The 16,721-nt window shown below is 66.1% G+C and carries 11 protein-coding genes and 4 pseudogenes; 8 read left to right on the forward strand and 7 right to left on the reverse strand.

Features of this window, described 5'->3' with window-relative positions:
* Positions 1-1,007 precede the first annotated feature (1,007 nt).
* On the forward strand, positions 1,008-1,763 hold the full coding sequence (locus LY71_RS23165) for a hypothetical protein (RefSeq protein ID WP_146146162.1): 756 nt from the start codon (positions 1,008-1,010) through the stop codon (positions 1,761-1,763).
* Between the two features lie 169 nt (positions 1,764-1,932).
* Positions 1,933-2,139 carry a hypothetical protein gene (locus LY71_RS16780; RefSeq protein WP_106279707.1) on the forward strand — a complete coding sequence of 69 codons (207 nt, stop codon included), beginning with the start codon at positions 1,933-1,935 and terminating at the stop codon, positions 2,137-2,139.
* Positions 2,140-2,691: 552 nt separating this feature from the next.
* Here the strand turns inward: LY71_RS16780 and LY71_RS24175 are convergent.
* Together LY71_RS24175 and LY71_RS23170 are read right to left on the reverse strand one after the other, a co-directional pair.
* A pseudogene (locus tag LY71_RS24175) lies at positions 2,692-3,019 on the reverse strand (helix-turn-helix domain-containing protein); the annotation flags it as partial.
* 516 nt (positions 3,020-3,535) lie between these two features.
* Positions 3,536-4,285: a hypothetical protein gene (locus tag LY71_RS23170; protein WP_146146163.1), complete on the reverse strand. Its 750-nt coding sequence runs from the start codon at positions 4,283-4,285 to the stop codon at positions 3,536-3,538.
* 893 nt (positions 4,286-5,178) lie between these two features.
* Between LY71_RS23170 and LY71_RS24720 the strand changes: the two genes are divergently transcribed.
* Together LY71_RS24720 and LY71_RS16795 are read left to right on the forward strand one after the other, a co-directional pair.
* A complete protein-coding gene (locus tag LY71_RS24720) occupies positions 5,179-5,319 on the forward strand; it encodes a transposase (protein ID WP_106279710.1) in 141 nt (46 codons plus the stop codon).
* A gap of 164 nt (positions 5,320-5,483) precedes the next feature.
* A pseudogene (locus LY71_RS16795) lies at positions 5,484-6,459 on the forward strand (IS481 family transposase); the annotation flags it as partial.
* Here LY71_RS16795 and LY71_RS24725 read toward each other — a convergent pair.
* Positions 6,430-6,639: pseudogene (locus LY71_RS24725) on the reverse strand (IS982 family transposase); the annotation flags it as partial. The pseudogenes LY71_RS16795 and LY71_RS24725 overlap by 30 nt on opposite strands.
* Positions 6,640-7,899: 1,260 nt before the next feature.
* Between LY71_RS24725 and LY71_RS23175 the strand changes: the two are divergent.
* On the forward strand, positions 7,900-9,504 hold the full coding sequence (locus tag LY71_RS23175) for a hypothetical protein (protein ID WP_146146164.1): 1,605 nt from the start codon (positions 7,900-7,902) through the stop codon (positions 9,502-9,504).
* Positions 9,505-10,131: 627 nt separating this feature from the next.
* Here LY71_RS23175 and LY71_RS16805 read toward each other — a convergent pair.
* The 4 genes and pseudogenes from LY71_RS16805 to LY71_RS16825 form a co-directional block, all read right to left on the reverse strand.
* Positions 10,132-11,232, reverse strand: coding sequence for a hypothetical protein (locus LY71_RS16805; protein WP_106279712.1), 1,101 nt, complete (start codon positions 11,230-11,232; stop codon positions 10,132-10,134).
* Between the two features lie 33 nt (positions 11,233-11,265).
* Positions 11,266-11,457 carry a hypothetical protein gene (locus tag LY71_RS23560; RefSeq protein WP_170121394.1) on the reverse strand — a complete coding sequence of 64 codons (192 nt, stop codon included), beginning with the start codon at positions 11,455-11,457 and terminating at the stop codon, positions 11,266-11,268.
* A 1,933-nt stretch (positions 11,458-13,390) separates the two neighbouring features.
* Complete coding sequence (locus tag LY71_RS16820) at positions 13,391-13,606, reverse strand: transposase family protein (protein WP_106279716.1); 216 nt, start codon at positions 13,604-13,606, stop codon at positions 13,391-13,393.
* A gap of 92 nt (positions 13,607-13,698) precedes the next feature.
* Positions 13,699-13,887, reverse strand: a pseudogene (locus LY71_RS16825) (transposase); the annotation flags it as partial.
* 689 nt (positions 13,888-14,576) lie between these two features.
* On the opposite strand from LY71_RS16825, the gene LY71_RS16830 reads away from it, so the two are divergent.
* The 3 genes from LY71_RS16830 (at position 14,577) to LY71_RS16840 (ending at position 16,544) form a co-directional block, all read left to right on the forward strand.
* Entirely contained in the window at positions 14,577-14,975 is a 399-nt protein-coding gene (locus tag LY71_RS16830) for a hypothetical protein (protein WP_146146165.1), read from the forward strand.
* A gap of 159 nt (positions 14,976-15,134) precedes the next feature.
* A complete protein-coding gene (locus LY71_RS16835; protein ID WP_106279720.1) occupies positions 15,135-15,371 on the forward strand; it encodes an excisionase family DNA-binding protein in 237 nt (78 codons plus the stop codon).
* A gap of 558 nt (positions 15,372-15,929) precedes the next feature.
* The gene (locus LY71_RS16840; RefSeq protein ID WP_106279722.1) at positions 15,930-16,544 is read left to right on the forward strand and encodes a hypothetical protein; all 615 of its coding nucleotides are present in this window, start codon (positions 15,930-15,932) and stop codon (positions 16,542-16,544) included.
* The last annotated feature ends 177 nt before the right edge of the window (positions 16,545-16,721 follow it).

Genomic DNA, 16,721 nt, shown 5'->3' on the forward strand with positions numbered 1-16,721 from the left:
CCGGCGGAGCACCGTCGAGAGGTGAGCCGCCCAGGCCGGATGCGCCCGTCCTGACCTCTGTGCACACGCCGTCTCCCTGCCGCGACCTGCCGAGGCTGGTAGCCGTCCAGCGGATCTCCTCGCTGCGGCCTCCTCGCTGCACCAGCGGCATCGCACAGTGGCCGGAGGCACCCATCAACCTGCGAGTTGATCTTGAGGTCGTCGGCAACGGTTGATTGGCGACGAACATGCAGGTCAGGGACTGTTCATGTCATCGGCTGGCGCCGGTCATCATCGAGCGCCGAGGGTGGTTTATTGGTCGTAAGTTGGTTGTGTCGTCGAGCGCGTTGCCTGCTGCCGCGTCCCGGCCCAGCTGGCGGTCATCTCGTCGTCGCGGATAGGCACCCTGGTCATCACGTCGCCGTGCAGGTCGACGAGCTGGAGCACGCGGGCGCCGGTTTTGCCGGTGTTGATGACGAGGTTGCCGCCGAGGCCGTCGAGGTAGCGGGGACGTCGTCGGGCGGGCGGTGTCCTCGGCGATTTAGGCCGGGACGTCGGCGTCGGCGTCGGAGTCGGAGTCGGAGTCGGAGCAATTGACCTTGGTAGCCGCCTCCTGCCACCCACGGGTGCCGCTTGCTCCGGTGGTCCAGGCCTCGCTGCGGTAAGTGGCGAAGCGGCCGGTAACGTCCAGCGACCAAGACGCGCGTGCGACGCCGCCAATGGCCTGGGACGCGATGAGGTCGTTGGCGTGGAAGCCATTGACCACTCGGGCGCCGGCACTGCCGCGCACCGGTGCACTGGTGATGCGCCCCAGCGGGTCCCGTCCTCGGCCGCCGCGCCGAGGCCGCCCGGTGCGATGCATCCGCGCGGTTGCAGGCACAGCAGGCACAGCAGGCACGGAGGGCACAAGTCGACGAGGTCGAGGACGTCTCTCAGCGATCAGGTTTCAGTCACGGACACCGCCCCGATGGACCCAAATGGCCCATCCAGCGCGACTGCACCGTCGTGAACCGGGAGACTTCGCGATCGTGACGTGGCGATTCTGGGATCCTGGGCCGCTCGAAGGCTACTGGCCGCACCTTCATGAGATCCTGCCCCCGCGACGTGTCAATCTCACTCACCTGCGGCGCATCGGCGATGAGCTTGCACGAGCTACCGGTGCAGCGCGCTTCGAGGTACGGCGCCCTGGTCAGCAGGACCGTGAGATTGAGCTCAGTGAGCTTGCGACACTCCTGCCCGAAGAGGTGGCCTGCGACATCAGCGCGTCGGGCAGCGGGCCCTATCCCGACCAGTCACGTGGCCAGATGTGCCTGACCTTCTCCCTCAACTCCTTCCTGCCGGCACACCTCCACGGCGTGGGCGAGGACGCAGACGGCACGGCAAAGCAGATGCGGGCATACCTGGGCACCGTGGGGCAGCCGATCAAGACCACCGCTTGGAAGGTGCCTGCCGCCTTCTTTGCCCTGCTGCTGGCCGTGCTTGCGCCGGTGATCGTCCTCTTCGTTCAAGGCCAGTTGTCGCTGTGGTTGATTCCGCTGGTCGCCCTGATCACGTGGACCTTTGGCTCCGTCTCGAAGCCGGTCCTGCAGCAGCGAGTGCGCGATGAGCGCATCAAGCGAATTCCCTGGGACATCGACCTGCGGCCCATGGAGCAAGTCCGGCTGGATAAGGAACAGGGTCGCCAACGGCGTCAGACAGGTGTCCGATACGCCGTCATCAGCGGCCTGACCGTGGCGGTGGTGGCAGCGGTCCTCACTGCGGTGTTGCGACAATGGCTGCCCTAATTGGGCTGCAGGCACGGCTACCTGTTTCACTGCCGACGGGCTCTTGGCGCACCTGAACTTCCCCTGCGTCCAGGTCACGCCTATGACAGCGACTCAGCAAAGGTAGCTCACTGGGCCACCGCAATTTGCCATTGGCACAAGTCAACTGAATCGGGGGCAGTCCCGCACGGTGGGCTACAACCTCGGGCATAGTGCTGCTGAGCGCCAGCGCGCCCTGGCCGACGCGTCAGTCGCGGCGGCTGCCGCTGCTGCCGTCGACTCCCGACTCTCCGAGGCCTATCAAGCGTGTCGGATTGCCGACCAGAGCAACACCCTCGAACTGGGCGACGGCGACGACAGCCTCATCGTGGACACGCAGCGAGTATACGAGCGTTAGCGGCGTGAACTGCGTACTCGACGCCCTCGAGACGCCTCAGTCCATCAGGTCATCGATCGCCAATACGACCGCACTAATGGGATCCCGCGATGCCGAGCACGACGGGCTCGGTTTCTCGTGGTCCTATCACCCTGACAATGCCTCAACATGGTGATTTACAAACGAAGCCTGACCCTGAGCGTAGTCACGGCCCGCTGGCATAGGCGAGGGGAGCCGGCGCCGCTCATACCGGCGCCGCTTGCGCCTGTGGCCGGCCGTTGACGTGCTACTGCTCCCCTCTGCCGCAGGCGATCGTGTCCGGGCGGCATGGCACTGCTGGAGCCCACTTAGCCGCCCGCCCCGCATGGTCACCGCCACCGGCCTGCTGCTCGCTGCGCTGCTAACCGCTGCCTGTACCGACACCCCTCAGCGGGCACGGAAACGCACCCCTGGCCACTGCGGTCGTGCCCACGACCACTGAGCCGCCGGACAAGCCGTTCCTCGCCCCCGGCTACCCGACCCAGGTCGACGCCGACACCGCGTTCGTCAGTGAGGTCGCCGCCCTTGACGGCGTCCGGTCCTACCTGAGTGGACCGCGGTGGCCTTCGAGGCCCGGCTCACCTGTCCGGTCATCGGGTCCAGCACGGATAGCCGGGGCTGCCCGCGGCGGGCCAGCACCCGCGACACGGTGCGCGCCGGCACGCCAAGCTCGGCGCTGATCCAGGCCGGCCCGCGGCGCTGCTGGCGGCGGAGCTCTAAGGTGCGGTCCTCCACCGCGGCCGGAGTGCGGGTCGGGCTGGTGTGTGGACGGCCTGATCGGTCGGCCAGTCCGGCCTCCCTTCGGCGGCGAAGCGGGCGATCCAGGTCCGCACCACTTGCGGGAGATCCCCATCGCCGCGGCGCTCACGGTGCCAGGGGAACATCAATGTGGGCTTGCCGTCCCTAATCGATCATGCCGCTCAGATACCTCGCCAGCCCGTCGGCGAACCGACTCCTCCTAGCGACGCGGGCGATCAGCGTCATCTACCTAACCTATGACTACAGGGCTCGGGGAAATTCAGCTGCTGCAACCGTGATCTGGGCGAGTCAAAGCTGACCGCCCGCCGTGCAGTGGGTGCGGTGCTGGACATCGACCCGGCCACGCTGCGCAACCGTGGCCGCGGCGGCTACACCCGGTATTCCTCAGCCGTAGCGTTTCGGTGGTCCGCCCCGCTGGCGGCGCAAATCCGGGCCTGCCCCGCCGGGGGCTGTGCACAAGGTTGTTAGTCTGGTAGGGGCGGGCGGATGTGACCGGTAGAGAAAGGGCGAATTAGCGAACCCGACTCAACCGCCAGCGGGCGAACGAAATCTGTCACTTCCTGCGGTGCACCGTCGGCACAGGACTCTTCCTCGCTAGGCACCTTTTCGGGCTCACTCATCAGTTCACCGCCATCCAGCCGACAACGACAGGTACATTTGTAGCCTGCGAGAGATGGACCGTGACCCTGCCGAGCGTTGGATCCGGAACAGCGGCCCGCACGCTGACGTTCGGGATGTTCTGTTGAACTGTGGCGAGTATCGACGCGGACACGCTTAGGCCCCGGACATCCTGGCTGGCGCTGGTCGCATTAGCTTGTACAGTGATTCGACCGCTCAAGCGAAATACAGCCCGACCGTCGACCTGGATGGCCGCTCCGTCGGGCGGTGCAAGAGCATACATCCCAACGGAGCCCGGGCCAGTTGACTGGGCGTAGACGCCGACCCCCTGATCCCCACTCGACTCGCCCTCCACGCCGATGCCGAATTCGGTGTTGGCCTGTCCTCCCACGCCAACAATTCCGCCCTGACCCCAGACGCCCACGCGAATTCGGTGCTCGCCATACACCCCCACGCCGAAAAGGGCTTCGCTCTCACCGCGCACCCCTGCAGCGCCGGGGTCGCCACCTCTGTCGCCCGCGCGGCCCAGCACCCCATGGGAGTCGCGGCCATGGGCAAATATGCCAGGGTGGCCGGGGCCGCTCCCTGCAGCGTATAACCCCAGCCCGCCTCGCCCCCGAACGCTGCCAAATACATACATACCTGCTCCATCGTCGGACGTGACGTCCTTGATGTTCGACAGTTCCGTGGTGGTCTGGGTAGCGTTGATGTCTTGGCGGCCTCCCTGGATGACCGCATCGCCATCAGCCATGATGTACTCCCATACTTGGAGATCAAGCCGCTCGAACGTAGCGAGCCCTGGTCGCGCCCTGCGTCAACGACACAACAGCACAGATCGCTAACTCGGAGCCCATTCCACGGATTCCACCCCGACTCGCCCATTAGCCATGTACAATATTAGCCAGTCAAGCTGAGTTGGCCCAGAGCCAACTTCAGTGTCGGGAGAGTAGTCCAACCTTACTGCTCGTTCACTGCGGAGCAGGTCATACCAGACCGCAAACTGCTCAGCGCCAAGAATGCCGAAGAGAGAGCCTCGATACAAGTATCCGGGGTACCGAGAAGCGTCGACATCTGCCACCGAAAAATCGACACGCGCCGAATCGTAGCGTCCTCCATCGGATATTCCGCGTAGCATCATTCGAAAGTGCTCGCGGGCCGGATCTTCAGGTGTAGGTTGCTGATACCGTCGAAAAGCCTCGTAATCTGCGATCAGGATCGACCCCATAATTGGCCCTACTTTCGTCGGTGCGTTCTTTGTGCAGCGCAGCCACCTAGGCTGCCTCACATGCCAGTCACGGGCTGAATTCGCCCACTTCCGCTGGAAATCCCTCGCCGAGGCGAGCGGGCATGCTTGCAGACCAGCCATCGACTCGAGTCGGGCCTGAGTGGTCGACCGCGTCCAATTAGCGACATGACGTCGCTCGATATCGTTAATATGTTCACCAACCCCGAACTCCCTCCCTGCAGCGGATGTCAACTGAGAGGATAATCTCGACCTTGCTGGCCTCTTGCATAATGCGAATGTCATGGGTTCGTCCGTCGGCCGCTTCGGGCGTGGCGATGATGAGGATGCAACCTCTGCCGTCACGGTGTCGTCACCATGGCGTCAAACGTTGCTTCAAGTGACCCCGTGGGCCGGACGCCTTGGGATGCCGCCGGTTTAGGAGGGTTAGCAAGTACTCCGAGGAGTCCCGCCGGCAGGCGGCAATGCTCGTCGCCGGCGGGCGCGGGGTCCGGGACGTCGCCCGAGAGCTCGATGTCAACCACGAGACGCTGCGCAACTGACCCGTAAATTGCCCGACCTGCAGCAGCGCGTCAGCGCCCTGGGCGCAGCCCGGGGATCTTCGGCCAAGTCAGGCGCGCAGATGAGGCTCCGGTCTAGGTGCACCTGGCCAGGACGTTGACGACGGCGGAGCGGGCTTAAACGAAGGAGAACCTACGAGTGCGGTGTGGCTTGTCGAAGGCCCAACACCTCCTCGGAGCTTCTCGGGTCCCACGGTCATGCCCGCACCACTGTGCATGGCCGCAGGCTGATCGCCGACCGGTATGCCGCAGGGTGGACGCAGGCACAGATCGCTACAGCGATGGGGATCTCCCGCAAGTGGTGCGGACCTGGATCGCCCGCTTCGCCGCCGAAGGGAGGCCGGACTGGCCGACCGATCAGGCCGTCCACACACCAGCCCGACCCGCACTCCGGCCGCGGTGGAGGACCGCACCTTAGAGCTCCGCCGCCAGCAGCGCCGCGGGCCGGCCTGGATCAGCGCCGAGCTTGGCGTGCCGGCGCGCACCGTGTCGCGGGCGCTGGCCCGCCGCGGGCAGCCCCGGCTATCCGTGCTGGACCGGATGACCGGACAGGTGAGCCGGGCCTCGAAGGCCACCGCGGTCCGCTACGAGCGATCCCGACTCGGCGAGCTGGTGCACATGGACGCCAAGAAGCTGGCCCGCATTCCGACGGCGGTGGCTGGCGGGCACACGGCCGCGCCGCCGGCAGCATCGGCCGCCGGCGCACCACCGCCGTCGGCTACGACTACGTGCACTCCCTCGTCGATGACCACTCCCGGCTGGTGTACTCCGAGATCCTCACCGACGAGAAGGGCACCATCTGCGCGGCATTTCTGACCCGCGCGGCAGCCTACTTCGCCGCCCCGGCATCGACCGGATCGAGCGGGTGATGACCAACAACGCCTGGGCCTACCACTGGTCACTACGCGGGGTCATCGGCGCACTGGGCGCCCTGCAAAAGTTCATCCGCCCGCACTGACCCTGGCAGAAGGGCAAGGTCGAACGCCTCAACCGCACTCTGAGCAACGAGACTACCGCCAAACCTTCACCAGCAACGACCAGCGAACCGCCGCCCTCGCGCCCTGGCTTGAGCACCACAACACTCAACGCCGCCACAGCGCACTCGGCGGCCAGCAGCCGCTGGGCGATGCGGGAGGCCACCCCGGTCAGGCTGCGGCCACCGTGAAGTTTGAGGTCGAGCTGGCCTTTGAGGGTGTCGTAGACGGACTCGATGAGCTGTCGGATGGGGGCCAGCAGCGCCTGGCCCGGGCGGGGTGCCCGGTTGCGGTAGGAGGGGCGCAGCAGCTCGGCGCCCCGGGCGTGCCGTGGTGTCGGCCGGGCGTCAATGAGCACCGCTATGGCTCGGTGCGCTTCTTTCGGGAGCTTGCCGGGGGCTGGCGCCGCTACGAGCCGTGGATAACCACACTGGTCGACGCCGACACCGGCTGCGTAATCGGCGTGGCCAACGGGCGGGACCCCGCCGGCGTGGGCACTTGGCCGGCTGCGCAGTGACGCCCGCGCCCCGCAGCGGAGGTGGTGGTGCTCCGAAGACGTGGAAGACCAGCTTGCCGCCTGCGGGGGTGGCGTCGATCTTGCGTATCCCGATGGCCCCGGCACGGGATGGGGGTGTCAGCGGTGACAACCTCGTGACGCTCCAGTGACGTAGCACTTGGAGCATGACACACGAGAGCGACCGGATGAGTCGCGCGACATGCGATACCAGCCGACTCATCGAGTGTCTAGGGAGGGTGTTGAGGATGCCGCAAGTTGACACACAGACCATTGATTTTGCGGCCGTTCGAGGCTTCCTGCTGGCCCCAGGACTTCCCGACAATGTCAAGGCCAACTGCTCCACAGTTCGGCATGATTGGGGCGTCAGGAGCGGCGAGTGGATTCTCATCCTCGAGGGAGAGAATTTCATCAGCGGCATGCCAGTGTTTGTGGCACTGGCCGAGGGCGAGGCGCAGGGAGTGAACAAGGTCATAGGCGAGGCCCGCTGCACTCTACGCAACGTAGCTCCCACTACCGGTCGAGTCAGCATCTGGGTCGAAGTAGTGTCGCCATCCCCCGTAAGGCTACTTGTCGATTACCTGATGATCCAATACACATCCGCTAGTTGAGATACTCCAGGCATTCCTAACCTATGGAGGTGTGTCGGAAGATGCATGATTGACAAGGAAACCGAGTGGCTGATGTACATCAAGACAGGGACGGGGAACATGTACGCCTGCCTCAAGGATGCTTAAGGGAGACCTTACGCAGACAAATGGAGGCGGTTTGCAGTCGACAAGTGGGAACCTTGTTTCGGTGGAACCTTATTCCGGCGCGCGGGTCGTAAAGCCGTACACCCCGTCTGGCGACTCCTATAATTGGGCGAGTCTGATCTGGCCGAGGCTTAGGCTGCCTGGTCCCTGCCCTAGGTCCGAAGACCTGTACGCCATCCTCTTAGGCTGACGCGTCGCATGATCGGATGACTGCCGACGAAATGTCCCGGCGGACCACTCACCTAGAAGCAGCAAGCTTCTTCGTAGCTGCGACGTCCGGCATTGCTGGTCATGCACATGCTCTGGAAGGGGTTTTGCCATGAGCAATGACAACGCTTCAGCCGGATTTGTCCCGGGGGGCAATCCAGGAACGGCCGATGGTCGCGGCCTGGTTGATATGGCCGCCCTGGCTGCCGATCATGAGTCTCTGAACACATCCCTCAGTATGAGGCGTGAAGCACCGCCCGTCATGCCGATTCCGTACAATTTGCCTGTGCGAAGCGCAGATGATCCTCCGGATCAGCCAAGCATCAATCCTTCGAGTGTCGCAGTGGTAGAGCCGTCCGCCTTCGTTCCTGAGCAAGGCATAGAGCCGTCTGTCACAGCCTCCTTCTCAGCTATTGAGTATAATGGCTCGATTCCACCTGACACACACGGCGCCGCCGGGCCAGAGCACCTGATAGCCGTGCATAATGGGACGGTGCGCGTTTACAATCACTCGGGGGCCGTCCTAAGCACTGTGTCACTGGACGCGTTCTGGGCCACGGTGGCGAGTGGCAGCGGAACGTTCGATCCAAAGGTCCTCTATGACCAACTCGCCGACCGCTGGATAATGACCGCATGTGATGACCGGCGAGTGGCCACGTCGGGTCTCCTGATTGGCGTGTCGCAGACTGCTAACCCCACAGGCAACTGGATCACGTATAAGGTAGCGATCACTGGACAGGATCTACCATGGGTTGATTACCCGAGTATCGGTGTCAACGGTAAATGGATCGTCGTGCAGGCCAACGTGTTCGTAGAGGACACCTTTGCGCGGTCGCATGTATACGTATTTGATAAGGCCGATCTTTATGGGAGCGGCCCTGGACGCTTCACATGGTTCGCCTTGGAGAGCAGCCTTGGCGGCACCCAAGTACCCGCGGTCATCGAGGACCCTGCAATCGAGGTCATGTACCTTTTGCAAAACTGGAATGGAAATTTGAATGGGCGGGGATACCTACGGCCATACCTGATCTTAGGAGGGGTAGGTTCTGAACGGCTCGTACCTGGTACCTATTTCAGCGTCGCCGATACCTGGGATTCTCGGCCGCCAGGCGGAGAGGATTTTGCGCCTCAGCTTGGTGTGCCGCAAAGAATCCAGGTGAATGACGCTCGCATACAGAACGTCGTCGTACCTCGTAGGCAAAATGAGGGGCAGTACCACACACTGTACGCAGTGCATACGGTCCTGCTACCTGCCGGGGGCTCACCAACCCGCAGCGCGATACAATGGTGGCGAATTGCGAGTAGCGTAGTTGAAATCGACGTGGAAGAGTTTGGGCGAATCGATGACCCAACTGGCGCCATCTCTCGCGCTTTCCCGAGTATTGCCGTCACCTCGTTCGGCGGCATCCTGGTCGGCTACTCAAGCTTTTCGGCTTCCCAGTTCCCAAGCGCCAATTACGCTTTCCGGACGTGGGACGACCCGCCGAACGCTCCTCTCGTTGAAAGAGTACTCAAGCTAGGCGAGGGGCCATACAATAATTCCTCTAGTGGCCGAAACCGCTGGGGCGACTACAGCAGCGCCGTCCGGGAACCCAGTAGTATCAACACCAACATATGGATTATCCAGGAGTACTCCCGCCCTGCACAGGGTGCCGGCGAAACGTCCGGTCGATGGGGGACCTGGTGGGGTCGTATCTCCTTTCTGGAGATTGGATAGTTCAGCATGGTCAACTGAGCTTTTCTCAACGGATTGGTCGCTTGGCGGTGGTAAGGACGAGAACTGCGGCGACGATGGCACGGTGCACCGAGGACCAGGCGGGTGCGCCGCAGCGCCTTCCATCGGGTCTTGAGCAGGGCGATACCGCGCAGGTCCGGGCGATCGCGCTTTTGCAAGCAATGTCACCACATCGCGGGATTCGCTGCCGCAGGCTCGATGCGGCCGCCGACATCTGAAGTCGTGAGACACTAACCTCCTGCTCATTGGGGGGCCAGCCCAGCACCTTCCCGGTCTTCACTGATCCGGACGTAGATCCCTGCCCGTGTAGCCATGGCTATCCCGCTAACACTCAAGGTACTTCGCTGCGCGGTACTCCTGTGACGCCTAAGTCGTCAAGGAACATGCTTGCACCCTAGCGACTGTGATGTCCTAGCCGAAGACCAGGTTAAAGCTGCTTAACGCGTCACCGATGACCACCAGGCCGTCGGGGACCCAAGTCAGCCGCTCGCAATACCGTCGCGTGCTGCTGACCAAATGGCACATGCGCGGACCGTCGACCGGTTCCCGGCTTGCCATGAGCTGGGCACTGACTTTCCTGAGCTCCAGGGCTAACGGCTCCGCTCGGGGTCAGCAAGCCCTCGGATGGGTACCGGCCACCGGGACGAACTCGAGCCGCAGAGTGTCCGAGCGCGGCAGGAGGATGGCCGGACGGGCACCGGGCGCCCAGTCGGCGGGAAGCAGCAGATAGTGGTCCCCTGCTTGAGGCACGAGCTTGAGACCGGTGTAGCGGAATCCGTAGGCACCGCCGGCGCTCGGGGCCTGCTCCTCCTGGACGCCGGCGGACTGCAGGTTCAGGCTCTTCTCGCTGTACAGGACCACGTCCGGAGCACAGCGCAGAACGGCCACGAGGGCTTGCGCACCGTGCTCCCCCACCCGGATGGCATAGCTCCCGACCGCCCAAAACAATCCGACACCGAACAGAACCGTCACGCATGTCCACTTCGCGACTGTGATCGTGGCCAAGGCGCTCGAATGCGGGCGCTGCGCGGACCTTGGTCGCACGGCGCGCCACAGGCGGGCGCAATAGGCCAGGAGCACCACGCCGCCGGACAGGCTCAGCCCGCGCGCCTCCCAAAGCCCGGCAGGGAACGCCCGTGCCGCGAAGAGCGCATCCGTCACGACCAGTCCCAGCAGCGCGACGCCGACCGTCGCGACGATGGGCAGGATCCCGTAGAGGACGATCGAGCGTGCCCTGCGGGACAGTGACTGCAAGGGCAGCCGATAGACCCCGAGGGCCAGGAGCGTCGCGGCCGCGATGAGGGCAAGCGGGAGGGTCGCAGTGCTCGCACTGAGGATGAGGAAGCCCTGTATCGGCAGGTCCAGGACGGTGTAGTTGATCCCGAAGTACCGGTAGTACGCGACGGCGTAGAGGAGCCCAAAGTAGGTGAAAAGGGCGGTCAGGAGCGTCGTGGGCGCGATAATCGCCCCGACAGTCGTCAGCGCCTGGGGTACGGCATCGGCTGCTTCGGTATCCGCAGCCGTAGAGCGGTCAGCTCCTTGTCGCCGGGTCGAGTCGCCCCCGTCCTGGACCTGGGGACGTCCTGGCGCCGCCGTCTGCTGCGGCTCGGTCGGGCCCGGCTGGGTCGACTGACCATCCGGTACAGGTGCCGGTGCGGCGACCTCGCCGCCACCGCTCGGCCCCTGCTGGGGCTGGCTTGAGCTCAGCAACTCGTCCCGACCTTTCGGTTAGTCGGAGCCGGTTCATTCGCTGGGCCTGCACTCGATGTCGACGACGAACTGGGTGCCCACCGCGACCGTGCCCTGGGCGCCCGGTTGCAGATTGCCCGGCCGGATCAGCACGGGGAAGCACTCAACCGGCACCTGCGCGCCGGTCATGTCCGTGGCCTCGGTGCGGTCCTCGGTCAGGTCCGTCAACCCCTCGGCCAGGGCCACATGACCGAGTGCGACCGTCAGACACCCGTCCTCGAGCTCTGCCTGCCGGCACACGCTGTCCAACTGGCCCTGCCACACCTCAAGTGAGAAGGGCACATCCGCTGGGGGGAGGTCGTAATCGACCGTTCCTGGCGGAGGGTTGGGATTCGGAGCCGGGGCCGGGGCGGGAGCAGGGGCCGGAGCGGGAGCCGGGGCCGGAGCCGGAGCGGGAGCCGGGGCCGGAGCGGGAGCCGGGGCCGGAGCGGGAGCCGGGGCCGGAGCCGGAGCCGGGGCCGGGGCCGGAGCGGGAGCCGGGGCCGGAGCGGGAGCCGGGGCCGGGGCCGGAGCGGGAGCCGGGGCCGGAGCGGGAGCCGGGGCCGGAGCCGGAGCGGGAGCCGGGGCCGGAGCGGGAGCCGGGGCCGGGTCCGGGGCCGGAGCGGGAGCCGGGGCCGGAGCCGGAGCGGGAGCCGGGGCCGGGTCCGGGGCCGGGGCCGGGGCCGGGGCCGGTGCCGGTGCCGGGGCCGGGTCCGGGGCCGGGTCCGGGGCGGGGGCCGGTGCCGAGGGCGGTGCCGGTGCCGGTGTGTGCGTCGACGCCGAGGGCGGCGCCGGAGCCGGTGTGTGCGTCGACGCCGAGGGCGGCGCCGGGTCCGGGGCGGGGGCCGGTGCCGAGGGCGGCGCCGGAGCCGGTCCGGGCGAGGACGACTCCGCCGGCGGCGATGACGGTGTAGCCACGGGGGTATCTGTCCGGCCGCAGGACACCATCAGGACGATCAAGAGCACCGACGCGATGAGGTGCGTCCGTCGTGCCCACGTGTTCATCGCGGTGCCTGCTGAAGGGGGTTACCGGGAGGAGGCGAGAGACTGTCGGTCGATGCCCTGGCCCGCCGCGGCTCCGCTGGAGCTCCTGAAGTCATGCAAAGTGCCGTTTCCTCACGAGCATCCGCGGTCGGTGTCCCACACCGACCCGCAGCAAGCGCGGCGAGGACCTTCGCTCCATGCCCATGTCGATGTTGACTAGGAGCATCATTCGCCTTGTACTTCACATTTGCCGAGTCACCCTGGCGGCCGACGCAGACCGGACGATTCACGACGGGTGTTTCCTGTAAATCCGCCGGCTATGCAGTCGGACTCGTACAGGAAACGAAAGTCCGTCTATCAACCGTGATGCCGATTGTCACAAGATCGCCTCCCTGACGTCTGGGCATAACATTCACGCTATACGGAGGCCGTCACGTGAGCGTCACCGTAGCGTCACCAAAGCAATCAGCACTTGAGGGCAACCATCGAAGATGGTTGCCCTCACCGGCTCCAACGGCTTGAGTGGTGTCGCCGCTGGTCGCAGCCGGACTTCCGGAAGGAGACGCGGGCTCTCGAGGTGGAGATCAGGTCCGCGGCAATGTCGTGAATGGTAGGTCTGAGCAAAGGCTTTCTTGGGCAAGCTGTGCTGAGGGCGTGGGTGATCGCGGTGGGGCTCCATGCTGCGACGCGTTCAGCGGCGGCGATGTTGTGATGGCCGCCCAGGCGAGCGACCTTCGGGGCGGTGTCGCGGAGCGCGGCCATCATCTGGGGTCCGGTGCCCAGACGGATACAGGAGGGATCTTCACGCTGGGTGACGCCTCGGACGCGGCGGACGCGGCCTCGGTAGCCCAGTGGCCCTGCAGCTAGATCGCGAGCAGCGGCGATCCGCGGCTCGGTGATTCGGCGAAGTGATCGCGTAGACGACCTTGATGAAAGGCTTGGCTGTTCCGACGCATCGCCACCGGATGACCTTGATTGCCCGGCGCGTGTGGGAACAAGGCTTGGCCGTCGGGGCCGCCCAGGTCGATGACCCTGACCGAGCGGGACTCGCGGCGACCGTGTCCGCTGTCCCGGCGACGGGCCCGGGGTCGGATGCCCAGAGCAGTCGCCGCAGTGCTGCCGGCGGCAACAGGCTGGCGCCCGATCGCCCACCTGGTCAACGCCGCCGCCACCGCGGTGATTCGACCGCGGCCAGCACCCGGCGGAACGTCGATGCCCACGGCGCGGCCCCGCACACGCCCAGCGCCTGCGGCGCTGTTGTCGCCCACTGCGCCATCGCCAATAACGAGCCGGCGCCGGCCATCACCGCCTGCACCGCCTGTAGCAACACCGACTGCAGACCGTGACGACGACCCCGCCGGGCGGCGTACATCCGGAATCGTCTTCAGCACCGCCACCAGCGGGGTCGACTCGACCACCGACAGCGGCACAGACGGCGATATCTCCGCCCCCGTGACCGGGCCGGCAGGTCCAGCCCGACCCGTAGCCGAGATCGGTGGGGAGTTGGGCCCAGCCGATGCCGGTGGAGAGTACGAACGCGATGCCCTCGGGGACGTCCCGATCAGAGGTACGCGGACGGCCGGTGCGGCCGTGCACCGCCGGCTTGCGCAGCGGGATCAGCGGCTCGACCAGCGCCCACAGCTCGTTACTGATTCACCGCGGCGGCGGGGAAGACGCCTACGACGACATGGCCGGCATCCTGCGCCGATGGCCCAGCGGCCGGCAGAGCCCGACGGCCCACCTCCGCAACGTCTTCTAAGGCGTCCCCCACGGCCACTGGAGAACTTTCAAGATCAAGGGGCGGCACACGTCTTGCACCTCAGGTCCTCACCACTCGTTGTGACGAGTGCGCTGACGAAAGCCGACCGTCGCACATCTGCTGGCGGGCTCGACCCGCAGCTCTCCGAGTCGCGGGCACGCACAGTCGGCCCGACCCCTTGGGTTTCGCTTGTAGGTCGGGTGCCGACCGATCCCTACGAGGGACGACGTCGGTTCCACTTCTGGCACCGGCACCCACAACGACGCTGAACTCGGACCCAGACGGGGCACAGTTTCCCCAGCGCCCGGCGCCGAACAACACCGAGCACTCCCGACATCCCTCCGACTGGAGGCGGAGCAAGATCAAGTACCACACACCTCATGCACTCTTGAGTTCCACAACTTGTTGTGACGGGTTACCGGAGGTCGCTCTGGATGTTGAGGACATGGCAAGAGCGGGCAGCGCCGGCGACCGGACTCGTCGTCGCGATCGAGAGCGTCAGCGCCGCGAGCACAACACAGCGACGAACGCGAGGAGCCAGCAAGCACGGACTCCACAACCCGACGTCGAGCCACCCAGCGGCGTGGCACGACGGGCAGCGGCCACCGTGCGCGCGTGGTGCGGTGGCCTCGTCACGCCACGGTCGCGAGGGCCGATCCCGAAGTGGTGCTCGGCCACCTGCCGGCACCGCGCCTGGGAGCAGTCGCGAGCCGCGGCATCCGGCCGCTCGGCCGTCGAGGTCGTCGAGCGCCGGGTCGAGATCCCGACCGCGGTCCCGCTGACCCGCCGGGACTGGGCCCGCGTCCTCCGCGAACTCACCACCCAGCTCGACGACGGCCGCGTCTACGACCGCGACCTCGCCACGCTGGCCGCGGAGCTCTCAGCGCTACTGGACGCGTACCGGCGGCGTCAGCACCTCAGCCATGCGCCCGACCTGAGAGGGGCCAAGGTCCTGGGTCGCTTCTCCGGTGAACCTTCCTGAGGACTGAAGGATCACCGGAGGTCCCTACCGTGGCCCCCACGGAACAGGGGATCTCCGGCCGCCGGACCGGGGCAGCACTGCAGCCCACTCCCCCACCATCAGCGGCTACCGGCCGTCGACGCATGTCGGCGACTTCGCCGCACGCACCCAGGAGCTGCCGTGGATCTCGACGAACTGCGGATCAGCCGGGCCGCCGTCGTGACGGTCGCCCAGGCCGCCTCGGTCTTCGGTGTCGACGTGCGCACCGTTGCCCGCGCCATCGAGAACGGCGAGCTGCCAGCTGTCCGCCTGGGACGGCGGGTGCTCATCCCCCGCCTGCCCCTCCTCGCCGTTCTCGGGGTGACCGCAGACGACGCCGTGGTGGAAGGCCCCGGCGTCGGCGTCGGCGACCAGTAGTCAGGCGGGCTCGGCGACACGAACCGACCGGTCCGCATCGCCCCTCCGTGCCCGCGAGCCGGCATCCCACCCTCGGGCGAGGTGGTCCCCGCCCAATTCCCCCCTCCTGCCGTCACCCGGCTCGTGATACTCCACGTGATACTGCCGCCGGCGGATCTGGGTGTATTTCGGTGCGTTTCGCGGGTCATCGACGGCCGCGCCGAATCGCGAAAGTGCAGGTCAAGGCACCAGGAGGCATCCAGATGCTTAGCCGGGGCCAGGAGTTCAAGTCCCCCCTCGGACACAGCAGATCGGCCCCACGGTTGACGCTCGGGCGGCCTCTTTCCGTTTCGCCCCTAGCCTCTGCAACCTGACCTCGAACGCAGAGGTGCTCAGGACCACGCCACGATGTCCCCTGCTGCCGCTGCGGGTCGAGCGGTGCCACGATGGGCAGCGTGCGGACCCGGTCCAGGAGCACATCCGGCACCCGACCAGCGGCTTTGGCCTGATGACCGCTCGTGCCGCCTCGCCGGAGTGCTCAGCTACCGGCGAGAGAACTGTCATCCGAGGAGGTCGGACGTGAACCGCTTCGAGAAGGCCGTCTACGAGTGCATGCAGCCGACTGCCGACTTGCTGGACCGGACCACCAGTCCCCTGCAGCGGGCCATCCTGCTCAACTGGTGGCGGCACGTGCACCTCGAGGGCGCAGGGGAGTTCGACAAGATCGTCGCGCCCGACATGATGGTCGACCACCCCGTCTACCGGGTCACCTGGGGCGCCAACCCGACGGCGATCGAGGGCAAGGACGGCGTTCTGGCCTTCTACAACTCGGTCGGCGAAGCGGTGCTATGGCACTCCGACGACCGGATCGCCGTCGGCGACTGGGGGGTCGCGGACGAGATCACCTTCCACCAGCTTGCCCGCGGCGCGGACCTCAAGGCCATCGGCTATGACGTGGAGAAGGACGACGCGCTCTACCACGTCTCCAGCCGGCAGGCGTTCATCTGGCCATACGATGAGCGCGCCCGTCTAGCCGGCGAGCACCTCTACGAGGACAAGACCAGCCTGCAGATGGAGGAGGTCGACCCCTCGGAGGCGATCACCCCCGCGCGCGTCCGGGAGATCCACCGCGAGCAACTGGCCGAGCTGGAGGCGGAGCGCGGCGAGAACTTCTGGGTGCTCAACGAGGCCTGAGGCGCCTTATGTGGGTTGATCTATCCGGCTTCGAGCTCGGTCTGGCATGTCCGCAGCAGGGTATGTGCGGCGATGACGGCGACGGTGCGGGTGAGTAGTCCCCAGAAGGTGTGTGCGCCGTGGCGGGCCAGCTCCATGCGGTCGGTGAGCTCGCCGAAGGTGATCTCCACGCGGTTG

Origin of the sequence: Geodermatophilus tzadiensis (genome assembly GCF_003002915.1) — a bacterium.
GTDB classification, from domain to species: domain Bacteria; phylum Actinomycetota; class Actinomycetes; order Mycobacteriales; family Geodermatophilaceae; genus Geodermatophilus; species Geodermatophilus tzadiensis.

Excerpts from the sequence above, each read along its gene's own strand:
- LY71_RS23170 (WP_146146163.1), bottom strand. The coding sequence starts at position 4,285 with ATGGCTGATGGCGATGCGGTCATCCAGGGAGGCCGCCAAGACATCAAC.
- LY71_RS23175 (WP_146146164.1), top strand. The coding sequence starts at position 7,900 with ATGAGCAATGACAACGCTTCAGCCGGATTTGTCCCGGGGGGCAATCCA.
- LY71_RS16820 (WP_106279716.1), bottom strand. The coding sequence starts at position 13,606 with ATGTACGCCGCCCGGCGGGGTCGTCGTCACGGTCTGCAGTCGGTGTTG.